A 17,474-nucleotide genomic window follows, 5' to 3' on the forward strand; every position below is an offset into this window, starting at 1 on the left:
CCGGCGGGCAGAAGGAGGAGCGGCGATGAGGCGGTGGACGGCCGGGCGGGTCCTGGCAACGCTGAGCGGGCTGGGCGGCGCGGCGGTCGCGGCGGCGAGCGGCTGCGGGGCGGTCGACGGGTACGACTGCGACGAGTACCTGGCGTGCGAGGTCATCAACGCCGATGGCTCCAGCAACGGCGGCTGCGAGGGGACCTGTGTCCCCACCGAGATCTATGGTTTTCGATCGGGCGTGTACCTCGTCGGCAGGAAGGCAGGGCTCGACGACCCGGGGTGCGCCGACGCGCTGCTGCGGACCCAGGGGCTGGATCTGGAGGAGCGCAAGGAGATGAGCCCGCCGCCCCACGGCGACTTCTTCGTCTCGCCGGGAGCGCATCCGGGGTGCGCGCCGTGCGCGTGCACCGCGCCCGCGTGCGCCTTCCCGGCCGGGCTCACGGTGAGCTCCGGCTGGATGTGCGACGACAGCCCCGGCGTGACGCTGACCCCGTTCGAGGCGCCGGCCGGCTGGGACGGCTCGTGCGTCGCGCCCGGCGCGGTCGGGGCCGAGGCGTTCGGCTCGTTCCGGATCGCGCCCGTCACCGCGCGCGCCTGCGAGGTCGTGCCATCCGCGGTGCCGCGCGACGGCGATGCGCACGCAGGAGGACAGGCCGTGGCCACCTGCGACGCGAGCGGAGGAGACAAATGCCCAGCCCCCGGGCACGCCTGTGTCTTCGGCGCGGCGGAGCTCCGCCCAGGCTGGCGCCGGTGCCTCCTCGCGGAGGACAAGGACGTCGAGTGTCCCTCCAGCGACAGGACAGCGGGGCTCCACTTCTCGGAGAAGCTCACCTTCTGGAAGGAGGTCGACGACAGCCGCGCATGCACGCCGTGCGCGTGCACCGAGACCGCGCCGAGCACGTGCGAGGCGCTCGTGTCGACGTTCGAGGACGAGGCGTGCGGCGATCTCGTGGCCTCCGCTGTCGTCGCCGGGAACGGCGTCTGCATCGACGCCGAGCCGGGCTCGACGCTCGGGAGCCTGCGCGCTGAATGGCGAGTCGACGCGCCGGGGAGCTGCGCGCCGAGCGGCGGGGAGCTCGTGGGCGAGCTGAGCTTGAGCGGCCAGGTGACAGCCTGCTGTTTGCCGGAGGGAACATGAAGCGCGCGATCGAGACGACGAGGAACCGGGCGACATCGATGGCGGCGGCGATCCTCGCGCTCGGCGCCGGAGCGGCGCTGCTCGGGGCGTCGTGCCACTACGGCCAGTGTCGCGGCCCGGGTTGCCCTCAGCCCCTCACCGGCACCTGTCCCTGGCATTGCGCAGAGCCCGTGTGGGACGGCACCAGCTACTCCGTCGACGGCTTCCGCAACAGCGCGGTCTTCGCCGTCTGGGTGGGGAGGCCGCGCGACGCGCCGAGCTGTGAATCGTCCAACTACTTCCCTTCGAGAGACTACTATCAAGAGCCGAAGTCCATCGACCGCTGCCCCCGCTGCGTCGCCGACGAGCACTGTACGGAGCCGATGCCAAGCACCGATACCTGGGGTTCCGGTCAATGCTATGACCTGCCGCCCGGCGCTTCTCCGCGGAGCGTCAGCGCGACGTACACCCTCGAGAGCATCGCCGAGTGCGAGCCCAAAGGCGGCGAGCAGAGCGGCGAGCTCCGTCCGGTGGGCTCTGTGAGTTATTGCTGCCGGCCGCCCGCCTGACGTCGCGGCGCTCGCGAGCCCCTGTGCTTCAGGTCGCCTTCCCCGCGGCGCGGAGTTCGTGCTCTGGCGACCTGCCATGCTTGCCAGTGCAGACACGCCATCTTACGGTGTGCGCTTGCAACCGCAGCACGGGAGGAGAAATCAATGCCCTCGAAGAAGAAGGATTCGAATTGGACCACCTGGGAAGACATGCCGATCGACGAGTTCCGGTCGCGCGCCGAGAAGGCGAAGGCGATGGCCGCGGAGCTCGTCGAGAAGCTCGACGGCCTCTTCCCGGGGCTCGTGACGCTGACGAAGGAGCAGCGGCAGACCGCGCCGCGGCTGCGTGACGGCGAGCACGCGATGCTGCACAAGGTGCTCGACGTGGTGGAGATGAAGCCGGTTCTGTTCGAGTCGCTCGCGGACCAGGACGAGGGCATGGATCCGAATCGCTTCGAGGCAGCGCTGCTCCGGGAGCGGATCGAGAAGCACCTGCTCTTCAGCAAGGTCGCGGAGAGCCTCGCGCCTGTCGGCGGGGAGCTCGGCGACTCGGCGCTCTACACGGCCATCAAGTTCCGCGAGACGCTCTATGCGGCCTACCGCATCGCCAAGGCGCACGCGCAGACGGATCGGAAGGTCATGGATGTCCTGGCGCCGGTCATCGACTTCATGCGGAAGAACACCTCCGCGGGGGCCGCGACGCGGAAGAGCCGCAAGGCGGCGCCGACCCCGAGCCAGGACGCCGTCGCTGGCGAAGCGTAGCCTCGGAGAGGGCGGGGGATCCCGCCGCGCGTTTCGCGCCTCCTTGGCCCGTTCGCGGCCGAGGAGGCGAGGCGTTTTGTTACACCGATTCGACTGATGGCTTTGCGCGGGCAATCCTCGCCCGGGAAACTGGGTGCAATCGCCGCGGGCGATGCTCCCTGTCGCCCTCGCGGGCTTCGTGCTGGCGACGCGCGTCGGGCACTCACGACCAGCGCGGCGCGCGGCGTCGAGCTCAGGGCCTCGACGAGCGCCGCGCCCCTCCGCGGTCAGGCGTTCAGCCTCGCGCTGAGCAGCGTGATGCCCTCGACGAACAGACGCGCGGAGATCGCGAACATGACGAGGGCGATGATGCTGTCGAGGACTCTCCAGGCGAAAGGCCGCCGAAAGACGGGCGCCAGGAGCCGCGCGCCGTACCCGAGCGCCGTGAACCAGAGGACGGAGGCGAGCATCGCGCCGCCCGCAAAGAAGGCGCGGGTCTCGACCGAATAGCGACCGGAGATGCCGCCGAGGAGCACCACCGTGTCGAGGTAGACGTGGGGATTGAGCCACGTGAGCGCCAGGACCGTCGTGATCGCCTGGCGCAGCGACCCTCCCTCGCCTCGCTCCGTGCCGAGGCTCGACGGCGAGAGCGCCCGGCGCACCGCGGAGACTCCGTACCACGCGAGGAAGGCCGCTCCGCCCAAGGCGAGCGCGGTGAAGAGGCTCGACGAGGAGTTCACGAGCGAGCCGACGCCCGCCACGCCGGCCAGGATCAGGGCAGCATCGCTGAGGGCGCAGATGGCGACGAGCGGACCGACGTGCCGCCGCACAAGCCCCTGGCGCAGCACGAAGGCGTTCTGCGGTCCGATGGCGATGATCAGGCTCGCGCCGAGGGCCAGTCCTTCCAGCAGAGCGACGATAATTTGCGATCCCATACCTGTCTCTCCAGTAACAGTAAGAGGAGCGTCGTACCCGGTCGCAGCCGCCCCTGCAACCCGCATCGCGCGACTCAAAGCAAGGCAACTTCCGCCGGTCTCACCTTCGAGGCGTGACCCTGGCACGGTGCCACCGTGACCCTGGCACGGTGCCACCGTGACCCTGGCACGGTGGCACCGTGACCCTGGCGGCGTGACGCCAAGAATTCGACGTCACGCCGCCATGACCTCGGTGTCGTGACACCGTGAGATCCAGGCATCTACGCCGCCGTGACAGGTGAATCCAGGCTGCGCAACAGCGCGCTGGTAGGGCAGCCACGGGGGTTGGTGCGCAACAGGTTGCGTGGGCACGCCATCCCTTGCCTGACGGTGAGTACGAGAATCTCCAGTTGTCAGGTCTGGTACGTTCGGCACATCGTTTGCTATCAGGGCGCCCGTCGACGGAGGGGTGCTGGGGTCACGGACATGGGGGAATCGAGAAACGGCTGAGCCCGCCAACACGGTTCATGACGGACGCGTGTCGCCAGAGGAGCTTCGACAGCCTTCCTGATGGCACGCGCGGCGGACGCGCGCTGCGTGCTCGACGGCCGTTTCACGCTGACACCCAGGACACCTGAACGTCGAGGGACGCGCCGGGTTGCGCGCTCCACATGATCGGCTGATCCGCAACGGCAGCAGGCAGCGGCCCTGACCGCGAAGGCGACCCGAGCGGACCAAGCCGCGCGTTGTTCTCGGAATTCTTACACATGGGAGACATGAAGGTGAGCACCATTCGCCCTGCAAAGGAGTGCCAGGATTTCCGCAGCGAGCTGAGTCGGGATGGGCTGCTCGAGGCGATCACGCGCCTGTACCGCCCGCGCGACGGGATCTTGCTGATGAATCTGTCCCTGATCGGGGCGCTCGTCGCCGGCGCCACGGCCGTCGTGCTGTACGTGTCGTGGTGGTTCATCCCGGTCAGCATCATCGTCGTGGCGTCGCAGCAGCGAGCGCTGAAGAACTTCGTTCATGACGCCTCTCACCGGAACCTTTCCCGCAGCGCGAGGTGGAACGACCTGCTCGCGAGGTACCTGCTTGCGCCGCTGACCTTCGAGGATTTCGACGTCTACCGCGAGAAGCACATGCTCCACCACGCCCACCTTGGCTCGGCGAAGGATCCGGACTTCATGCCGCCGGACGACCGAGGCACCAACGGCAGCGCGTGGCGCCTGTACCTCAAGATGCTGCTCAGCTGGTCGATGTGGAAGTTCTCCGTCGGCGAGAGCCTTCCCAGGCTGAACGGCAAGCAGCGGCTCTACATCGTGGGCTGGTGGGCCACGTTCTCCGCCGTCCTCGGGGTCCTGACCAGCGCTGCGGCGGTCGGTTGCTTCCTCGGGCTCTGGATGCTGTCGAAGGCCACCACCTACCATTGCGTCCAGGCGTTCTGCGAGCTCTGCGACCACGCGCGGCTCCCGACCACGTCCATCATCGCTTACACGCGCAACATGCCCAAGAACGCTCTCTCCTGGCTCCTGCACCCGTTCAACGACAACTACCACCTGGTTCACCATCTCATCCCCAAGGTCCCGATGGTGAACCTGTCCAAGGCGCACCGGATCCTGCTCAACAACGCCCGCTACGCGGGAGGGCCCCAGTGCGACTCGTATTTCTTCGGCCCGAGGTCCGTGGTGAAGACGTGGTTCCCGTCGGTTCAAGCTGCACGCGAGCTCCCGGCGCCTGCGTCCAGGAAGCCCGCCCCGGCCGTCTTGCGCCCCTCGAGACAACACGCGCAGACGAGCCCCGAGCGCTGGCCGTTATGAGCCAGCGTGGTGTAGACAATGCCACGCGGCCGAGTGAACTCGTTGGGGCTGCGTCCGCGTCGGGCGATGACGAGGTCGATGGCCGCGTCGGGTACGGCCATCAGGGTTCGGCGCAGGGGGCGCCGCCGCGCCGGAGGGATGGTACCGCGGGCATGAGGCGGTCGTTCGTTGTTTCTCGTGGCGTACCTGGAACGCTTGCTGCTGCGATTGAGAGCCTCGCGCCGGTCGGCGGAGAGCTCGGGCGACGCGGAAGAGCCGCGAAGCGGCGTGGAGCTCACGGACAGGGCACCCTGGCGCGGGGATCGACGGAGCCGCCGGCGCGGACCAGCGGATCGCCGACGTCGAAGTACCCCTCCATCCAGAGGTGACCGAGCTTGCCGCCGGCCTCGTACATCGCGCGGGCCTGCTCCATGTCGGCGATGCGGCGGGCCCGCGTGTAGCCGTGCTCGTTCATTGCCCGGGCTGTCGGTGGAGGCGGTGCATGGTTCCGCCCCGGCGCCGAGCTGCGCCTGGGGCTCCAAGGGTGGGGGCCCCCCGGGGTCTGAGGCGAAATCGGCAGCCGTGAGGCGGTTGGGGGCAGCCGTGAGGCGGTTCAGGGCAGCCGTGAGGCGGTTCAGGGCGGCCGTGAGGCGGTTGGGGGCAGCCGTGAGGCGGTTCAGGGCAGCCGTGAGGCGGTTGGGGGCAGCCGTGAGGCGGTCATGGACCTCCTGGCCCCGTTCATCGACTTCATGCGTAGGAGCACCGCCGCGGGGGTCGCGACTCTGTCCCGCCGCGTCAGGCGCCCCGTGAGAGCCACACGAGCGCGAGCGCGAGCAGCGCGGGCACGCCCTGCACGAAGAAGAGCCGGCGCCCCACGGTGATGCCCCCGTAGATGCCGGCGACGATGACGCAGCCGAGGAAGAACGTCTTCCGCTCGAGCGCGTCGCCCGCGTCGTGCGAGAGCAGCGACCAGAAGAGCCCGGCGGCGAGGAAGCCGTTATAGAGCCCCTGGTTCTTCGCCAGCGTCGCCGTGGCGTCGGCGAGTTCCGGCGTCATTCCGAAGGTACGCAGGCCGCGCGGCGTGGTCCAGAGGAACATCTCGAGGATGAGGAAGTAGACGTGCTCGATGGCAACCAGGATAACGAGCAGCGTAGATGCGATGTGCATGGGCGGGCCTGTCCGTGGAGCTCGTGTCGCTCACGATAGGCTACATTCTCAAAATATGGTGAGATTGTCAACGCTGCGCTTGACGAGCGACACCACAGTCCAGAGCGCGTCGGGGGCGTCCGTCGCGCCACGGTTGTGTTCGGGCTCGCAGCGCCACTCCATGCAGGGGGTCGTTCCGCTGTGAAGCTGAGGAGTCGCCTCAACTTCTTCGGGAAATTCACAGTGAGGCGGGGAGGAAATCTTCAGTTACTTCCTGTGTCCCTGCCTCCCTGTTCAATTTCTCAGCTGAGAATGGCTGCTAAATGAGGGGGATTCCTCAGGTTGTGAAGGATGCCCGGCGTCGAAAGGGACGCGGCTTGCACGGGCACCAAGGGGGCGAGACGGCCCGTCACATCGATTCGACCGACTTGAGCATTTCCGGGACGAAGTGGAGCCTCGGCCGGAGCAGCCTGTCGCGACGCCCGGGCTGACGGACCTGGAGCACGGCGCCCCCGGCGTCGCGATTCGACGCATCGAGGAGGTCGTCCACGAAGGTATAGCTGTAATTCTCGTCCTTGGTCGAGGTCCTGTCCTGCGCAGCGGCCTCCGGGATCGAGACGCAGAGGACCAGCAGCGCGGCTTTGGCCGAGAAGAGCGATCGCGATTTCATCAAGCCTCCTAGCATTCATCGGACACGTACGAGGACCGCGCATTGGGCCTCTTTCGCTGACCTCGATGACGGAGCCCGGCGCGCGCCTGCGTGGTCGCTGCGATCGGATCGCCCCTCTCCAGCCTCCCGCGTCGAGGCCCCGCTCTGCCCGCTCCGTGGAGGGGAGCGACGCGCCCCTCTGCGGACAGCCGCGCTCGATGTCGTCCCGACGCGCCTCCTGGACGGAGCGCCGGATCGCGCGACAACGCGGGTGACAGCGCCCACATTCCGCGTAGAATCACCCCCCGATGCTCATCCGCTGTCGAAGGAGCATGGCTGGCAGCCTCATCGTTGCGGTCGTCGCGGCCCTCGCCGCCGTCGTCCCCGGCGGAGCGGCGGAGGCGGCCGACGAGACGCCGGCGTCCGACGAGGCGCCCGCCAAGGTGGCGACCGACATCGCCGTCGGCGTTCGGCTGGAGGCGGTCGCGGACGTCAAGGTCGCGCGGGCCGAGCTCGCCCGGGGCTCCACGGTGAGCGTCGCCAGGGTCATCGAGCGGCAGGGCCGGGTCACCGCCGTCGACGTCGAGCTCGCCGACGGCCACATCGCGCGCGTGGCCATGGCGACCGTCCGCGCGTCGTTCCGCGTCCTCTCCGAATAGCCGAACGCCGCTTCCTCGCCCCCGCGCACGATCGCCGATCGCCGCTTCTTCGCCCCCGCGCCCGATCGCGACTACGGTACCGCCCCATGCGGAACTCCGCGAAGGTGCGCGTCGCCGTGCTGTTCGGCGGGCGCTCGGCCGAGCACGAGATCTCCCTCCTCTCCGCGCGCTTCGTCGTCGAGGCGCTCGACCGCGATCGCTTCGAGCCGGTGCTCATCGGCATCGACAAGTCCGGCCGCTGGCTGCTCCAGGACGAGGCGCTGCTCCTCGGCGCCGCCCGCGACCCCCGCCTCGCCCGGCTCAACGACGCGATGCCGGAGATCGCGCTCAACGCCCACCCGGGCCTCGCCGGCGAGGCCACGCTGACCGTGCCCGGCGGCGCGCGCTCCCCGATCGATGTCGTCTTCCCCGTCCTGCACGGGCCCACGGGCGAGGACGGGTGCGTCCAGGGCCTGCTCGAGCTCGCCGGCGTCCCGTACGTCGGCTCCGGCGTCCTCGGCTCCGCCGTGGGGATGGACAAGGACGTCATGAAGCGCCTGCTCCGCGAGGCGGAGATCCCCATCGTGCCCCACGTCTCGCTCCGCCGGGCCGCGTGGGATCGCGACCGCGGCGCGTGCCTCGAGCAGATCGCCGCCCTGTCCCCCGCAGGGAGCGGCTTCGGCCCGATCTTCGTCAAGCCCGCGAACCTCGGATCGTCCGTCGGCGTCCGGCGCGTGGCGGCGCGCTCCGAGATCGAGGCGGCCGTCGAGCACGCGTTCGAGTTCGACCTGAAGATCGTCTGTGAGCAGGGCATCGAGGGCGTGCGCGAGATCGAGTGTTCCGTGCTCGGCGACGACGACCCCATCGCCTCCGTTCCCGGCGAGATCGTGGTCGGGCACGCCGACGGCTTCTACTCCTACGCCGCGAAGTACATCGACGCAGACGGCGCCACGATCCGCATCCCGGCCGACCTCTCCCCGGCCGAGGCGAACGCCGTGCAGCTCCTCGCCCTCCGCACCTTCCGCGCGCTGGAGGCGTCGGGGATGTCCCGCGTCGACCTCTTCCTCGCCCCGGACCGCTCGCTCTACGTGAACGAGATCAACACCATCCCGGGCTTCACCGCGATCTCGATGTACCCGAAGCTCTGGGAGGCGAGCGGCATCCCCGCGCGCGAGCTCATCGCGCGGCTGCTCGATCTCGCGCTCGAGCGGGGCGCGCGGAAGGCCCGCCTCCGGACCAGCGCCTAGCGCCGCGTCGTCCAGGGGCGACCCGCGCCGCGCGCACGTCGCCGGCCTCGTCCTCCGCGCCGGCGCGCAGCGGGGTCTACTGGCGCCAGCGCGGCGCGACGAGCCTGCGGGTCAGGGCCGGCGGGCTCTCATAAGCAATCGACGAGGCCGTCGTAGAGCGATCTGTCCGTTCCGGGGAGCGCGGCGTCGATCGCCCGATCTGCCGGCGCCGAGAGCGCCTCGACGAGGTCGACCACGGCGGTGCCCGGAGCGATCGGCATCTCGCAAACGAAGGTCCTGGCGTCCACCTCCACGGCGCCCGTGGAGGGCAGGATCTCCTCGCTGCTCGCGGCGAAGACCCAGACGCAGCGGCCTATCGTCCCGGTGTGCTCCTCGACGGAGCAACGGAATCGAAGCGGCTCGTAGTTGCTGTAATCGCCTTCGCAGAACGTGTCGCCGCACACGGCGTCGAAGTCGTCGTCCAGCGCGCGAAGCAGCCCGTACCAGGCGTCGATCGCGTCCGAGCCCGTGAAGTACGACCCGGCGTCGACGAAGCTCCTGGCGCTGGCCGAGCCGACCGGGGCCGCTGCGTCGTCGTGCTGCGGAGCGGCGCTCTCCGGTCGCTCCGAGGCGGCGCCTTGCGCGGCAGAGCAGGCGAGCGCGAGGACAGGGAGGAGCATGGACATGGAATGATGAGCCAACATAGGTGCCTCCATCCGAGCGCGGCGCGCGGCGCCGGCTCGAGCTAGCGCGCCGCGTCCGGGTCCCCGCGCTGCCCCGCAACGGCGAGGCCAGCGCGAGGTCGGACCTCGCGGCGCTCCGGTGGGCACGCTTTGCGAGCGGTGTGCCGCGGCGTTTCTGCCGGGTTTTATGACCCTCCCCGCGCTCCGAGACCTGGCGGCCGCCAGGCGGCGCGAGAGCCGCCACCCCGGGGCCGTCGCGCCCGGTACGGCTCACGCGGCGAGGCAGGCCCCTTCCGCCCTCACGCGGGCTCGCGCCGCACCCCGGGAGCGCCGAGCGGTGGCCGCCGCACGACGCAGGGGCCGAGCGCGTCGAGGAGGCGCGCGTGGCGCTCGGGAGGCGCCCACACGAGGATGTGCCCGCCCCCGCCCGCGCCGCACATCCGGAGCACCTCGACCCCGAGCCCGTCGAGCCGCTGCTCCATGGAGACAGCGATCGCGCTCGCCGCCTCCGAGAGCCGCACCTTGGCGGCCGCCCCGCGGCGCATGCCCGAGAGCACCAGCGCGAGCGAGCCGATCTCGAACCCGCGCGCCACGTCGCCGGCCGCCGCCACGAGCTCGCCCTTCGCCTCGCGTGCCGCGCCGGCGTCCACCCGGTCCAGCACGTCGCCGGACACGCGCCGCACCGCCGTGTCCACCAGCAAGAGCCCCGCCGAGAGCGCCGGCACGAGCTCCGGGCTGCCGATCGCGAGCGGCCGCACCCCCGAGCAGCCGCGGGCGTCGAAGGCGAGATCGAGCAGCCCGCCGAACGCCGCGAACACCTGATCCTGCGCGCCGCACGCGTTGCCCAGGCGCTCGCGCTCGATCGCGACCGCCTCGCGCGAGAGCTCCTCCGGCGACGCGACCTCGCCCACCGAGGCGCGCAGCGCGAACAGCGCCGCCACCGCCGCCGACGCGCTGCCGCCGAGGCCAGCGCCGGGCGACGTCTCGGCCTCGACCCGGAGCGCGACCCCGTCGCCCACGCCCGCCGCGGCGAGCGTCGCCTCGAGCAGCCGGAACGCGAGGTCGTCGCGCGGCGGATCCCCGCGGCGCCGCGTGAGCACGCGCGGCGCGCTGACCTCGGTGGCCTCGGCGCTCCCGCCCGGCTGCTCCCGACCGCGCCCGCGCGAGGCGAGCTCCAGCCGCACCCAGCCCCGATCGAACGGCTCCACGACCACGCGGACGCGCAGATCGATCGCCGCGCCCACGACGCGCCCGCCGTCCTGCCGGGCGACGCCGGGCAGGTCGCTGCCTCCTCCGGCGAAGGAGACGCGCATCGGGGCGCTCGCGGCCGCGCGCCAGAGCGGGCTTCGCAGCGTCCGCGACGCGAGGAGGGAGCCGGCGCAGGGGGTGCTCATGTCGTCTTCAACGCCTCAGCGCTTCCGCGCGGGCGCGACCCGCCGGCACAGGAGGAGTCCCAGGGATCGACGCGGAGCGCCCGCGGCGGCACCTCGTGCAGGGAGCGAGCCAGTCATGGAGCGCCCGGCGTGCACGCACGCCCGCCCCCCGAACAGCGCCCCCTCCGCGGCTCCGCAGCGCCGTTCTCCGCAGGTGCACGCGCGCCGCGCGTCCTTCCTTGCAATTGAGTTGCGGACGGAGATCACGCGCTCGCGCCCGCCGCGCGCTCCGCGCCGCCCGCGGGCCGCGCTCAGTTCAGGTCCTTGCTCGCCGGCTCGTTCCGCGGCGCGGGCTGCGCGCGCGCCGCGTCGAGGATCCTGTCGATCACCCTGAGCCCGGCCGCGAGCATCTCCCGCTCGGCGCGCTCGCCCCCCGCGTGCACCTCGGCCGCCTTCTCGCGCAGGGTGAGCGCGTCGCGGCGGACGACCGGGAGCCGGGCGGCGGCCGCCGCCTCGGCGATGCACCCGGCGAGATCGTAGACGAGGAACGCGTCCTCCTCGCTGATCCGGGGCTCCGCGCGGCGCGCGCGGCGCGACCCGGCGCGCGCCGGGGAGCCGCCCGCGCCGTCCTCACGGACGAGCGCGGCGACCTCGCGCTCGTCGTCACCGTCGCCGATCGATCCCGAAGAGACGCGGTCGAGCAGGCTGGTGAGCTCCACGCGGTAGGTCGCGAGCACCAGCGCGCAGAGCGCCCCGCGATCACGCAGCGAGAAGAGGATCAGCTCGAGGAGCCGGTCGGACCGGGTCGCGCAATTTTGCATCGCCGCCTTTTACGGCGTTCCCCCACGGGACCTCAATCCAGAACGCCACCGCCCGCGGCGGATCGACCGGCGAGCGCGGGGTGCGTTACGCATCGAGGGCGCGGGCGTGGCGCCTCGCCCCGCCGAGGCGCCGGCGAGGTGGGGGACCCCACGCGACGGTTGCGGAGCTGTGCGGGATCGGTCAATAGGTCCGACCCTCCTGCGCCGGCGGGCCGCGACGGATGTCGCGCGCGCCGGCGCTCCCCGATCGGCCTGTCACCTGATCATCGCATCGGCATTCCCGTGACCGCGAATCGTCCCACGAGCCCCACGCCCACCGAAGAGCAGTCCACCGAGCCGACCTCGGCCACCGTCGCGAGCGCCGCCGCGATCAGCCAGGTCAGCCCCCCTGCGCCCAAGGACGGCGCGCCCGGCGCCGGGCTGAGCGAGCGAGGCGAGGCGATCGTGCGCGAGGAGGAGGCCGTGCTCGCCCGCGTGTCCGCGCACCTCGCCGCCTCGGCGAACAAGCCGTCGCGGCCGCCGCCCGTCGAGAACTACGAGGAGCAGCTCCTCTCGCTGCGCGATCAGATCGCGGCGGCGCGGCTCGAGGACGTGCCGGCGCTGGTGCAGCAGATGGAGCGCCTGCAGGGGATCGCAGCGCGCCGGAACGAGAACGTCGTCGAGCCCGTCGATCCGAAGTCGCCCTACTTCGGCCACCTGCGCCTGCGGGAGAAGGGCCGTCCAGAGCGCGACGTGCTCATCGGCCGCACGACGCTCGTCGACGCGAGCGCCGGCGTGCGCATCGTCGACTGGCGCCACGCGCCCGTCAGCCAGATCTACTACCGCTACGAGGAAGGCGCGGAGTACGAGGAGACCTTCGGCGAGCGCGAGGTCGAGGGCACTGTGCTCGTGCGGCGCACCGTCACCATCGACAACGCCGAGCTCTACCGCATCTCGGCGCCGCAGGGGACGTTCGTGCGCGCGCCCTCGGGGAGCTTCCGCGAGATCGCGACGCGGGCGACCGAGCTCTCCGGAGGCCAGGGAAGCGCCGTCCGCCCCGAGGACATGCGCGACATCGCGCTCGCCGGCGCGGCGGCCGCGCGCGGCGGGCTCGGGACCGGGGCGACGTTCCACGCGCGCGAGGACCGGCACCTGCCCGAGATCGCCGCGCTGCTCGACCCGCGGCAGTTCGAGCTGATCTCGAAGCCGGACTCGGGCATCGTGGTCATCCAGGGCGGCGCCGGCAGCGGCAAGACGACGATCGGCGTCCACCGGCTCGCCTTCCTCGCCTACAACGGCGGCCGCCGCTTCACGGCCGACAAGATGCTCGTCATCGTCGGCAGCCCCGCGCTCCGCGCGTACATCAGCGAGGCGCTGCCCGCGCTCGGCCTGGCCGGCATCGCGGTGGAGACGTTCTCCGAGTGGGCGCGCGCGGCCCGCAAGCGCGCGTTCCCGTGGCTCGAGGCGCCGGTCGAGGAGAACACGCCCTCGGTGGTGACCCGCTACAAGACCCACCCGGCGATGCTCCACCTGCTCGAGCAGCGCGCGGCGGAGCTCAAGGACGACGCGCGGGCGCGGCGCGACTCGCGCGGCACGCTCGCCTTCTGGGCCGACGTGCTCACCGACCTCGACCGGGTGACGGCCGCCTTCGAGGCCGCGGGCGACCCCGAGTTCGGCCCCGAGCAGGTGAAGCGGGCGTGGCGCTGGTGCGCGGACCGCTGCCCGGCGGTGCTCGATCTCGACCCGGGCGATCGCGCCGAGCGCAGGGCGGCGATGGGCGACGAGCCCACGGACGACGACGAGCGCGGCGCGGACAGGGGCGAGGTCTCGAACGACGACCGCGCCGTGCTCGACCCCGAGGACGACGCGCTCCTCCTGCGGGCGTACCAGCTCCTCCGGGGCGAGCTCCGCAAGGGGAAGAACGTGCTCGTCTACGAGCACCTCTTCGTGGACGAGGCGCAGGATCTCGCGCCGATCGACCTCGCGGTGCTGCTCGGCGTGGTGGCCGAGCCGCGCAGCGTGACGCTGGCGGGCGACACGGCGCAGCGGCTCTTCATGGACTCCGGCTTCCGCGACTGGCGCGCGACGCTCGACGACCTCGGCCTGTCGCGGGTCGACGTCGAGCCGCTGCGCATCGCGTACCGCTCGACGCGCGAGGTGCTCGCGTTCGCCCGCGCGGTGCTGGGTCCGCTGGCCGATCCGACGCCGCCGCTCGCGCCGCGCAGCGGCGCGCCGGTCGAGCACCACCATTTCCCGAGCGCCGGCGCCGCGGTCGCGTTCCTGGCCGACGCGATCCGCCCGCTGTTCGCCCGCGAGCCCCGCGCCACGCTGGCGATCCTGGCGCGCCACCCCGAGCAGGCGGACGTGTACTACGACGCCCTGAAGATGGCGGAGATCCCGAACCTCCGGCGCATCCGCGCCTACGAGTTCGCGTTCCGCCCCGGCGTCGAGGTGACGGAGATCCGGCAGGTGAAGGGCCTGGAGTACGACTACGTGGTGCTCGTCGATGTGAACGCGTCGACCTACTCGGCGGACGACGAGTCGCGGCACCTGCTGCACATCGGCGCGACGCGCGCCGCGCACCAGCTCTGGGTGATCTCCACGTCGGCGCCGTCGCCGCTCGTGCCGGACTGGCTGGGCTGAAGGCTCCGGGGGAGGGCGGCGGCCGGGCTGAACCGAGGCCCGCGGCGCTCGGCAGGGGAGATGGACACAATCGACAGGGGGCCGTGAGAGAATCCTTGACCAACGGGGGGCCGTGAGTAGATTCCCTCTCGCGCGGTGGAGCAGCCTGGTAGCTCGTCGGGCTCATAACCCGAAGGTCGTGGGTTCAAATCCCGCCCGCGCAACCACGACCCAAGCAACAAGCAGCAATGAGGACGCGAGGATTGGCCGAATCTGGCCACCTCGCGTTTTTCGTTTCTGGTCTCTGGTCTCTGGTCCCTGGTCTCTGGTCTCTGGTCTCTGGTCTCCTGGCCGGCGCACGAGGGCTCCGGAGCTGCGGACCACGGTGCGGAAGGCTGACCTTGCCGGGCTGCGCCGGCAGGTATCGTGAGCTCGGAGCACCTCTGGCCTCGATGACGCTTCCGTGGGCCATGGTCCACGAGGGTGGACCAGGCGCCGGCGCCGGGGGCATGGTCAAGGAAACCGGCCTGTTGCTCCACCATGGCAGCGGGCGCGAGGTCCTGTGCAGGGATGCTCGAGCGCGGCGCCGGCCGCTGCTCCTCCGTCGGTATCCTCACCCACGAGCGGGCGAGCCGCCGGGGGCCTCCGCGCGGGAAGTCATCCTCTGCGGAGATAGGAAGAAGAGGAGAGGTCACCCCCTCTCTGTCATTGAACACGCCTGCTGCGTGGGCGTGGCGCGCTCACCTGGGTGAGGGCGAGCTCGCTGCAGAGCAGGCCAATCACCGCGACGGGAATGCGGCGGCTCGCCTCGATAGGGGTCGTGGCTCGCGCTCTCTGGAGCGGCGTCGCGCCGGGGACCCCCGGGAATCCAGCCCCACGGAACCCTCGGCGGACGTGCCACCCGCCGCCGCGGGCTCCGCGGTCGGAGCCGCCGCGCCGGTGACGGTTGCATAAGTGAGGCTGCCAGGGCAGCGCCGCCCGGGAGCGCGCGCCGGGCCGCTTCGGGACGCACGACATCCCTGGCGCGCCGACGCTCGCCCTGCCGCCGCGCACCGGTCAGGTCCGCCGCGGTGTGCTCGCTTCCGCCGGGCGTCGTGCCGCCGCGACCCTCTCGCCGTGCCGTAGGCAGACGCCGGCTCCCTGATGTAGGATGGATGTAGCGGCGGCTCCTGTGCTCTGAACACGCGCCTCACGGCGCGCACCTCACCGAAGCAATCCCGGAAACCTCCAGCGGACAACCCACGATGGCCAAACCGAACGATCCCTTTGCGCCCCCCACCAATACGCGCAGCTCCGCGACCCCGGGGGACGGGGCGCGGCCGCAACGCGGCGTCAGCGCGCCTGCGCCCGCGCGCGCGGTGCCGGCCACGGCGGGGCCCGCCACCCAGCGGGGGCCGGGGGCGTACGGCGCGCCCGACTTCCTGAGCAAGGCCGCGCGCGCGCAGCCGTCCGACCTCGTGAGCCCGCGGACGATCGAGCTCGTCCAGTCGTCCTGGGCCAAGGTGATGCCCATCTCGGACGCCGCGTCGGCGCTGTTCTATGAGCGGCTGTTCACGCTCGACCCGTCGGTGCGGCCGCTCTTCAAGAACGATATCACCGAGCAGAAGAAGAAGCTCATGCAGACGCTCTCCGTCGCCGTCGACGGGCTGAGCAACCTGCCCAAGCTCGTGCCCGTGCTCCAGTCGCTGGGCGTGCGACACCAGGGCTATATGGTGGCCGAGCACCATTACGATCTCGTGGGCGAGGCGCTGCTCTGGACGCTGCGCGAGGGGCTCGGCGACGCGTTCTCGAGCGACGTCGAGGCCGCGTGGAAAGAGGTCTACGGCGTCATCGCCGACGTGATGAAGAAGGCCGCCGCGTCGCACGCGGCCGTGGGCACCACGCAGGCGCTCCCCCCGGCCGCGATGCAGCCGGCGCTCGGCGCCCGGTCGAGCCCCCCGCAGCCGGCGCATGGCCCCGCCGCGCGGCCGGGCGCCGCCGAGCGGCCCAAGTCGGTGCCGCCCCCGTCCTCCGCCCACCAGGTCGCCGCGCGGACGCTCGTCGGGGTCGTTCCCCCCTGGCAGCAGAACGAGCCGCCTCCGCCGCCGGCGCCCGCGAACGCGGGCGCGCCGATCAGCCCGCGCACCATCGAGCTCGTGCAGCGCTCGTGGGCGAAGGTGATGCCCATCTCGGACGCCGCGTCGGCGCTCTTCTACGACCGCCTCTTCGAGATCGATCCGTCGACGCGGCCGCTCTTCAAGAACGACATGAACGAGCAGAAGCGGAAGCTCATGCAGACGCTCTCCGTGGCCGTCGACGGGCTGAGCAACCTGCAGAAGCTCGTGCCCGTGCTCCAGGCGCTCGGCGTGCGCCACCACGGCTACATGGTCGAGGATCGCCACTACGACGTGGTGGGCGAGGCGCTGCTCTGGACGCTGCGCGAAGGGCTGGGCGACGGCTTCACGCGCGACGTGGAGACCGCGTGGAAAGAGGTCTACGGGCTCGTCGCCGACGTCATGAAGAAGGCGGCCGCCGAGCACGTCGGCCGCGGGGGCCCCGCGGCCGACGCACCGCCGCCCGCGCGCGAGCGCCCGCACCGGCCGCCCATGTCCGAGCCGCGGGCGCCGGCGCCTCAGAGCGTCACGGAGGTGATGCCGCCGAAGAAGCGGCAGAAGAGCCCGCTCGACGAGGACGCCGACACGCTGCACTACCAGACGAACCCGGCGCATGAGGTCAGCGGATCGAGCCTCGACGCGCCCCGGCCCGCGGCCGGCGCCCCGGCGCCGGCGGCGAGCCCGCAAGGGATCGTCATCCCGTGGGCGGGGCAGGACATGGTCGTCAACGTGCACGTCAAGCTGGACGGCCCGCTCGTGACGGTCCCGGCCGCGGCGCCCGCCGCCCCGGCGCTCGCCGCGCCGGCGGCGACGGAGCCGACCGGGCCGAGCGGCCTCGTCGCGGGGCTCGCGATCGCCCTGCTCTCCATCGCCGCCTCGATGGCCACGGCCATCCTGCTCACGGTGGGCGGGCCGGACCGCGCCGCGGCCGGGGCAGGCGCCGCGGCGGACAGGGCCTCGCGCGACGTCGCGTCCCTCGCCACCTACGCCGTGCCGATCATCGTCACGGTCCTCGTCCTCTCCGCCTTCACCATGGGCCACATCCTGGGGCGGGGTCGGGCGCGGGGCGACGGCGGAATGCGGTGACGCGGGTGACGCGCGTGACGTGACCTCGGGTGGACAGATGCGCCCGGC

At 71.8% G+C, this 17,474-nt stretch carries 15 protein-coding genes and 1 tRNA gene; 9 read left to right on the forward strand and 7 right to left on the reverse strand.

Features of this window, described 5'->3' with window-relative positions; genetic code table 11:
• Positions 1 to 25 precede the first annotated feature (25 nt).
• The 3 genes from WME96_RS03355 to WME96_RS03365 all read left to right on the forward strand — a co-directional run bounded on the left by WME96_RS03355 (position 26) and on the right by WME96_RS03365 (position 2,421).
• A complete protein-coding gene (locus tag WME96_RS03355) occupies positions 26 to 1,132 on the forward strand; it encodes a hypothetical protein (protein ID WP_437288734.1) in 1,107 nt (368 codons plus the stop codon).
• Positions 1,129 to 1,680, forward strand: a complete 552-nt coding sequence (locus WME96_RS03360) for a hypothetical protein (RefSeq protein WP_437288735.1) — start codon at positions 1,129 to 1,131, stop codon at positions 1,678 to 1,680. The genes WME96_RS03355 and WME96_RS03360 overlap by 4 nt, the downstream gene beginning before the upstream one ends.
• Positions 1,681 to 1,824: 144 nt before the next feature.
• Positions 1,825 to 2,421 carry a hypothetical protein gene (locus WME96_RS03365; protein ID WP_437288736.1) on the forward strand — a complete coding sequence of 199 codons (597 nt, stop codon included), beginning with the start codon at positions 1,825 to 1,827 and terminating at the stop codon, positions 2,419 to 2,421.
• Between the two features lie 266 nt (positions 2,422 to 2,687).
• On the opposite strand, the gene WME96_RS03370 is transcribed toward WME96_RS03365, so the two are convergent.
• Positions 2,688 to 3,335, reverse strand: coding sequence for a LysE/ArgO family amino acid transporter (locus tag WME96_RS03370; RefSeq protein ID WP_437292267.1), 648 nt, complete (start codon positions 3,333 to 3,335; stop codon positions 2,688 to 2,690).
• A 761-nt stretch (positions 3,336 to 4,096) separates the two neighbouring features.
• Here WME96_RS03370 and WME96_RS03375 point away from each other — a divergent pair.
• On the forward strand, positions 4,097 to 5,131 hold the full coding sequence (locus tag WME96_RS03375; protein ID WP_437288737.1) for a fatty acid desaturase family protein: 1,035 nt from the start codon (positions 4,097 to 4,099) through the stop codon (positions 5,129 to 5,131).
• A 274-nt stretch (positions 5,132 to 5,405) separates the two neighbouring features.
• On the opposite strand, the gene WME96_RS03380 is transcribed toward WME96_RS03375, so the two are convergent.
• The 3 genes from WME96_RS03380 to WME96_RS03390 all read right to left on the reverse strand — a co-directional run bounded on the left by WME96_RS03380 (position 5,406) and on the right by WME96_RS03390 (position 6,926).
• Complete coding sequence (locus tag WME96_RS03380) at positions 5,406 to 5,585, reverse strand: hypothetical protein (RefSeq protein ID WP_437288738.1); 180 nt, start codon at positions 5,583 to 5,585, stop codon at positions 5,406 to 5,408.
• Positions 5,586 to 5,905: 320 nt separating this feature from the next.
• Positions 5,906 to 6,277 (reverse strand): DUF1304 domain-containing protein, encoded by a 372-nt coding sequence (locus tag WME96_RS03385; RefSeq protein WP_437288739.1) that lies wholly within the window; start codon positions 6,275 to 6,277, stop codon positions 5,906 to 5,908.
• 388 nt (positions 6,278 to 6,665) lie between these two features.
• Positions 6,666 to 6,926 (reverse strand): hypothetical protein, encoded by a 261-nt coding sequence (locus tag WME96_RS03390; RefSeq protein ID WP_437288740.1) that lies wholly within the window; start codon positions 6,924 to 6,926, stop codon positions 6,666 to 6,668.
• A gap of 311 nt (positions 6,927 to 7,237) precedes the next feature.
• Here WME96_RS03390 and WME96_RS03395 point away from each other — a divergent pair, with 311 nt between their 5' ends.
• Together WME96_RS03395 and WME96_RS03400 are read left to right on the forward strand one after the other, a co-directional pair.
• Positions 7,238 to 7,564, forward strand: coding sequence for a hypothetical protein (locus tag WME96_RS03395; RefSeq protein WP_437288741.1), 327 nt, complete (start codon positions 7,238 to 7,240; stop codon positions 7,562 to 7,564).
• 86 nt (positions 7,565 to 7,650) lie between these two features.
• Complete coding sequence (locus WME96_RS03400; RefSeq protein WP_437288742.1) at positions 7,651 to 8,790, forward strand: D-alanine--D-alanine ligase family protein; 1,140 nt, start codon at positions 7,651 to 7,653, stop codon at positions 8,788 to 8,790.
• Positions 8,791 to 8,918: 128 nt separating this feature from the next.
• Here WME96_RS03400 and WME96_RS03405 read toward each other — a convergent pair whose 3' ends face one another.
• From WME96_RS03405 to WME96_RS03415, 3 genes are all read right to left on the reverse strand, one after another.
• A complete protein-coding gene (locus WME96_RS03405; protein ID WP_437288743.1) occupies positions 8,919 to 9,449 on the reverse strand; it encodes a hypothetical protein in 531 nt (176 codons plus the stop codon).
• 302 nt (positions 9,450 to 9,751) lie between these two features.
• A complete protein-coding gene (locus WME96_RS03410; RefSeq protein ID WP_437288744.1) occupies positions 9,752 to 10,846 on the reverse strand; it encodes a GHMP family kinase ATP-binding protein in 1,095 nt (364 codons plus the stop codon).
• A 290-nt stretch (positions 10,847 to 11,136) separates the two neighbouring features.
• A complete protein-coding gene (locus WME96_RS03415; protein WP_437288745.1) occupies positions 11,137 to 11,646 on the reverse strand; it encodes a hypothetical protein in 510 nt (169 codons plus the stop codon).
• Between the two features lie 282 nt (positions 11,647 to 11,928).
• Between WME96_RS03415 and WME96_RS03420 the strand changes: the two genes are divergently transcribed.
• From WME96_RS03420 to WME96_RS03430, 3 genes are all read left to right on the forward strand, one after another.
• Positions 11,929 to 14,268: an ATP-binding domain-containing protein gene (locus tag WME96_RS03420; protein WP_437288746.1), complete on the forward strand. Its 2,340-nt coding sequence runs from the start codon at positions 11,929 to 11,931 to the stop codon at positions 14,266 to 14,268.
• 129 nt (positions 14,269 to 14,397) lie between these two features.
• A tRNA-Met gene (locus WME96_RS03425) sits at positions 14,398 to 14,474 on the forward strand.
• Between the two features lie 1,017 nt (positions 14,475 to 15,491).
• Positions 15,492 to 17,426, forward strand: a complete 1,935-nt coding sequence (locus WME96_RS03430) for a globin family protein (protein ID WP_437288747.1) — start codon at positions 15,492 to 15,494, stop codon at positions 17,424 to 17,426.
• Positions 17,427 to 17,474: the final 48 nt, after the last annotated feature.

The organism is Sorangium sp. So ce406, assembly GCF_051474675.1.
Taxonomy (GTDB): domain Bacteria; phylum Myxococcota_A; class Polyangia; order Polyangiales; family Polyangiaceae; genus Sorangium; species Sorangium cellulosum_G.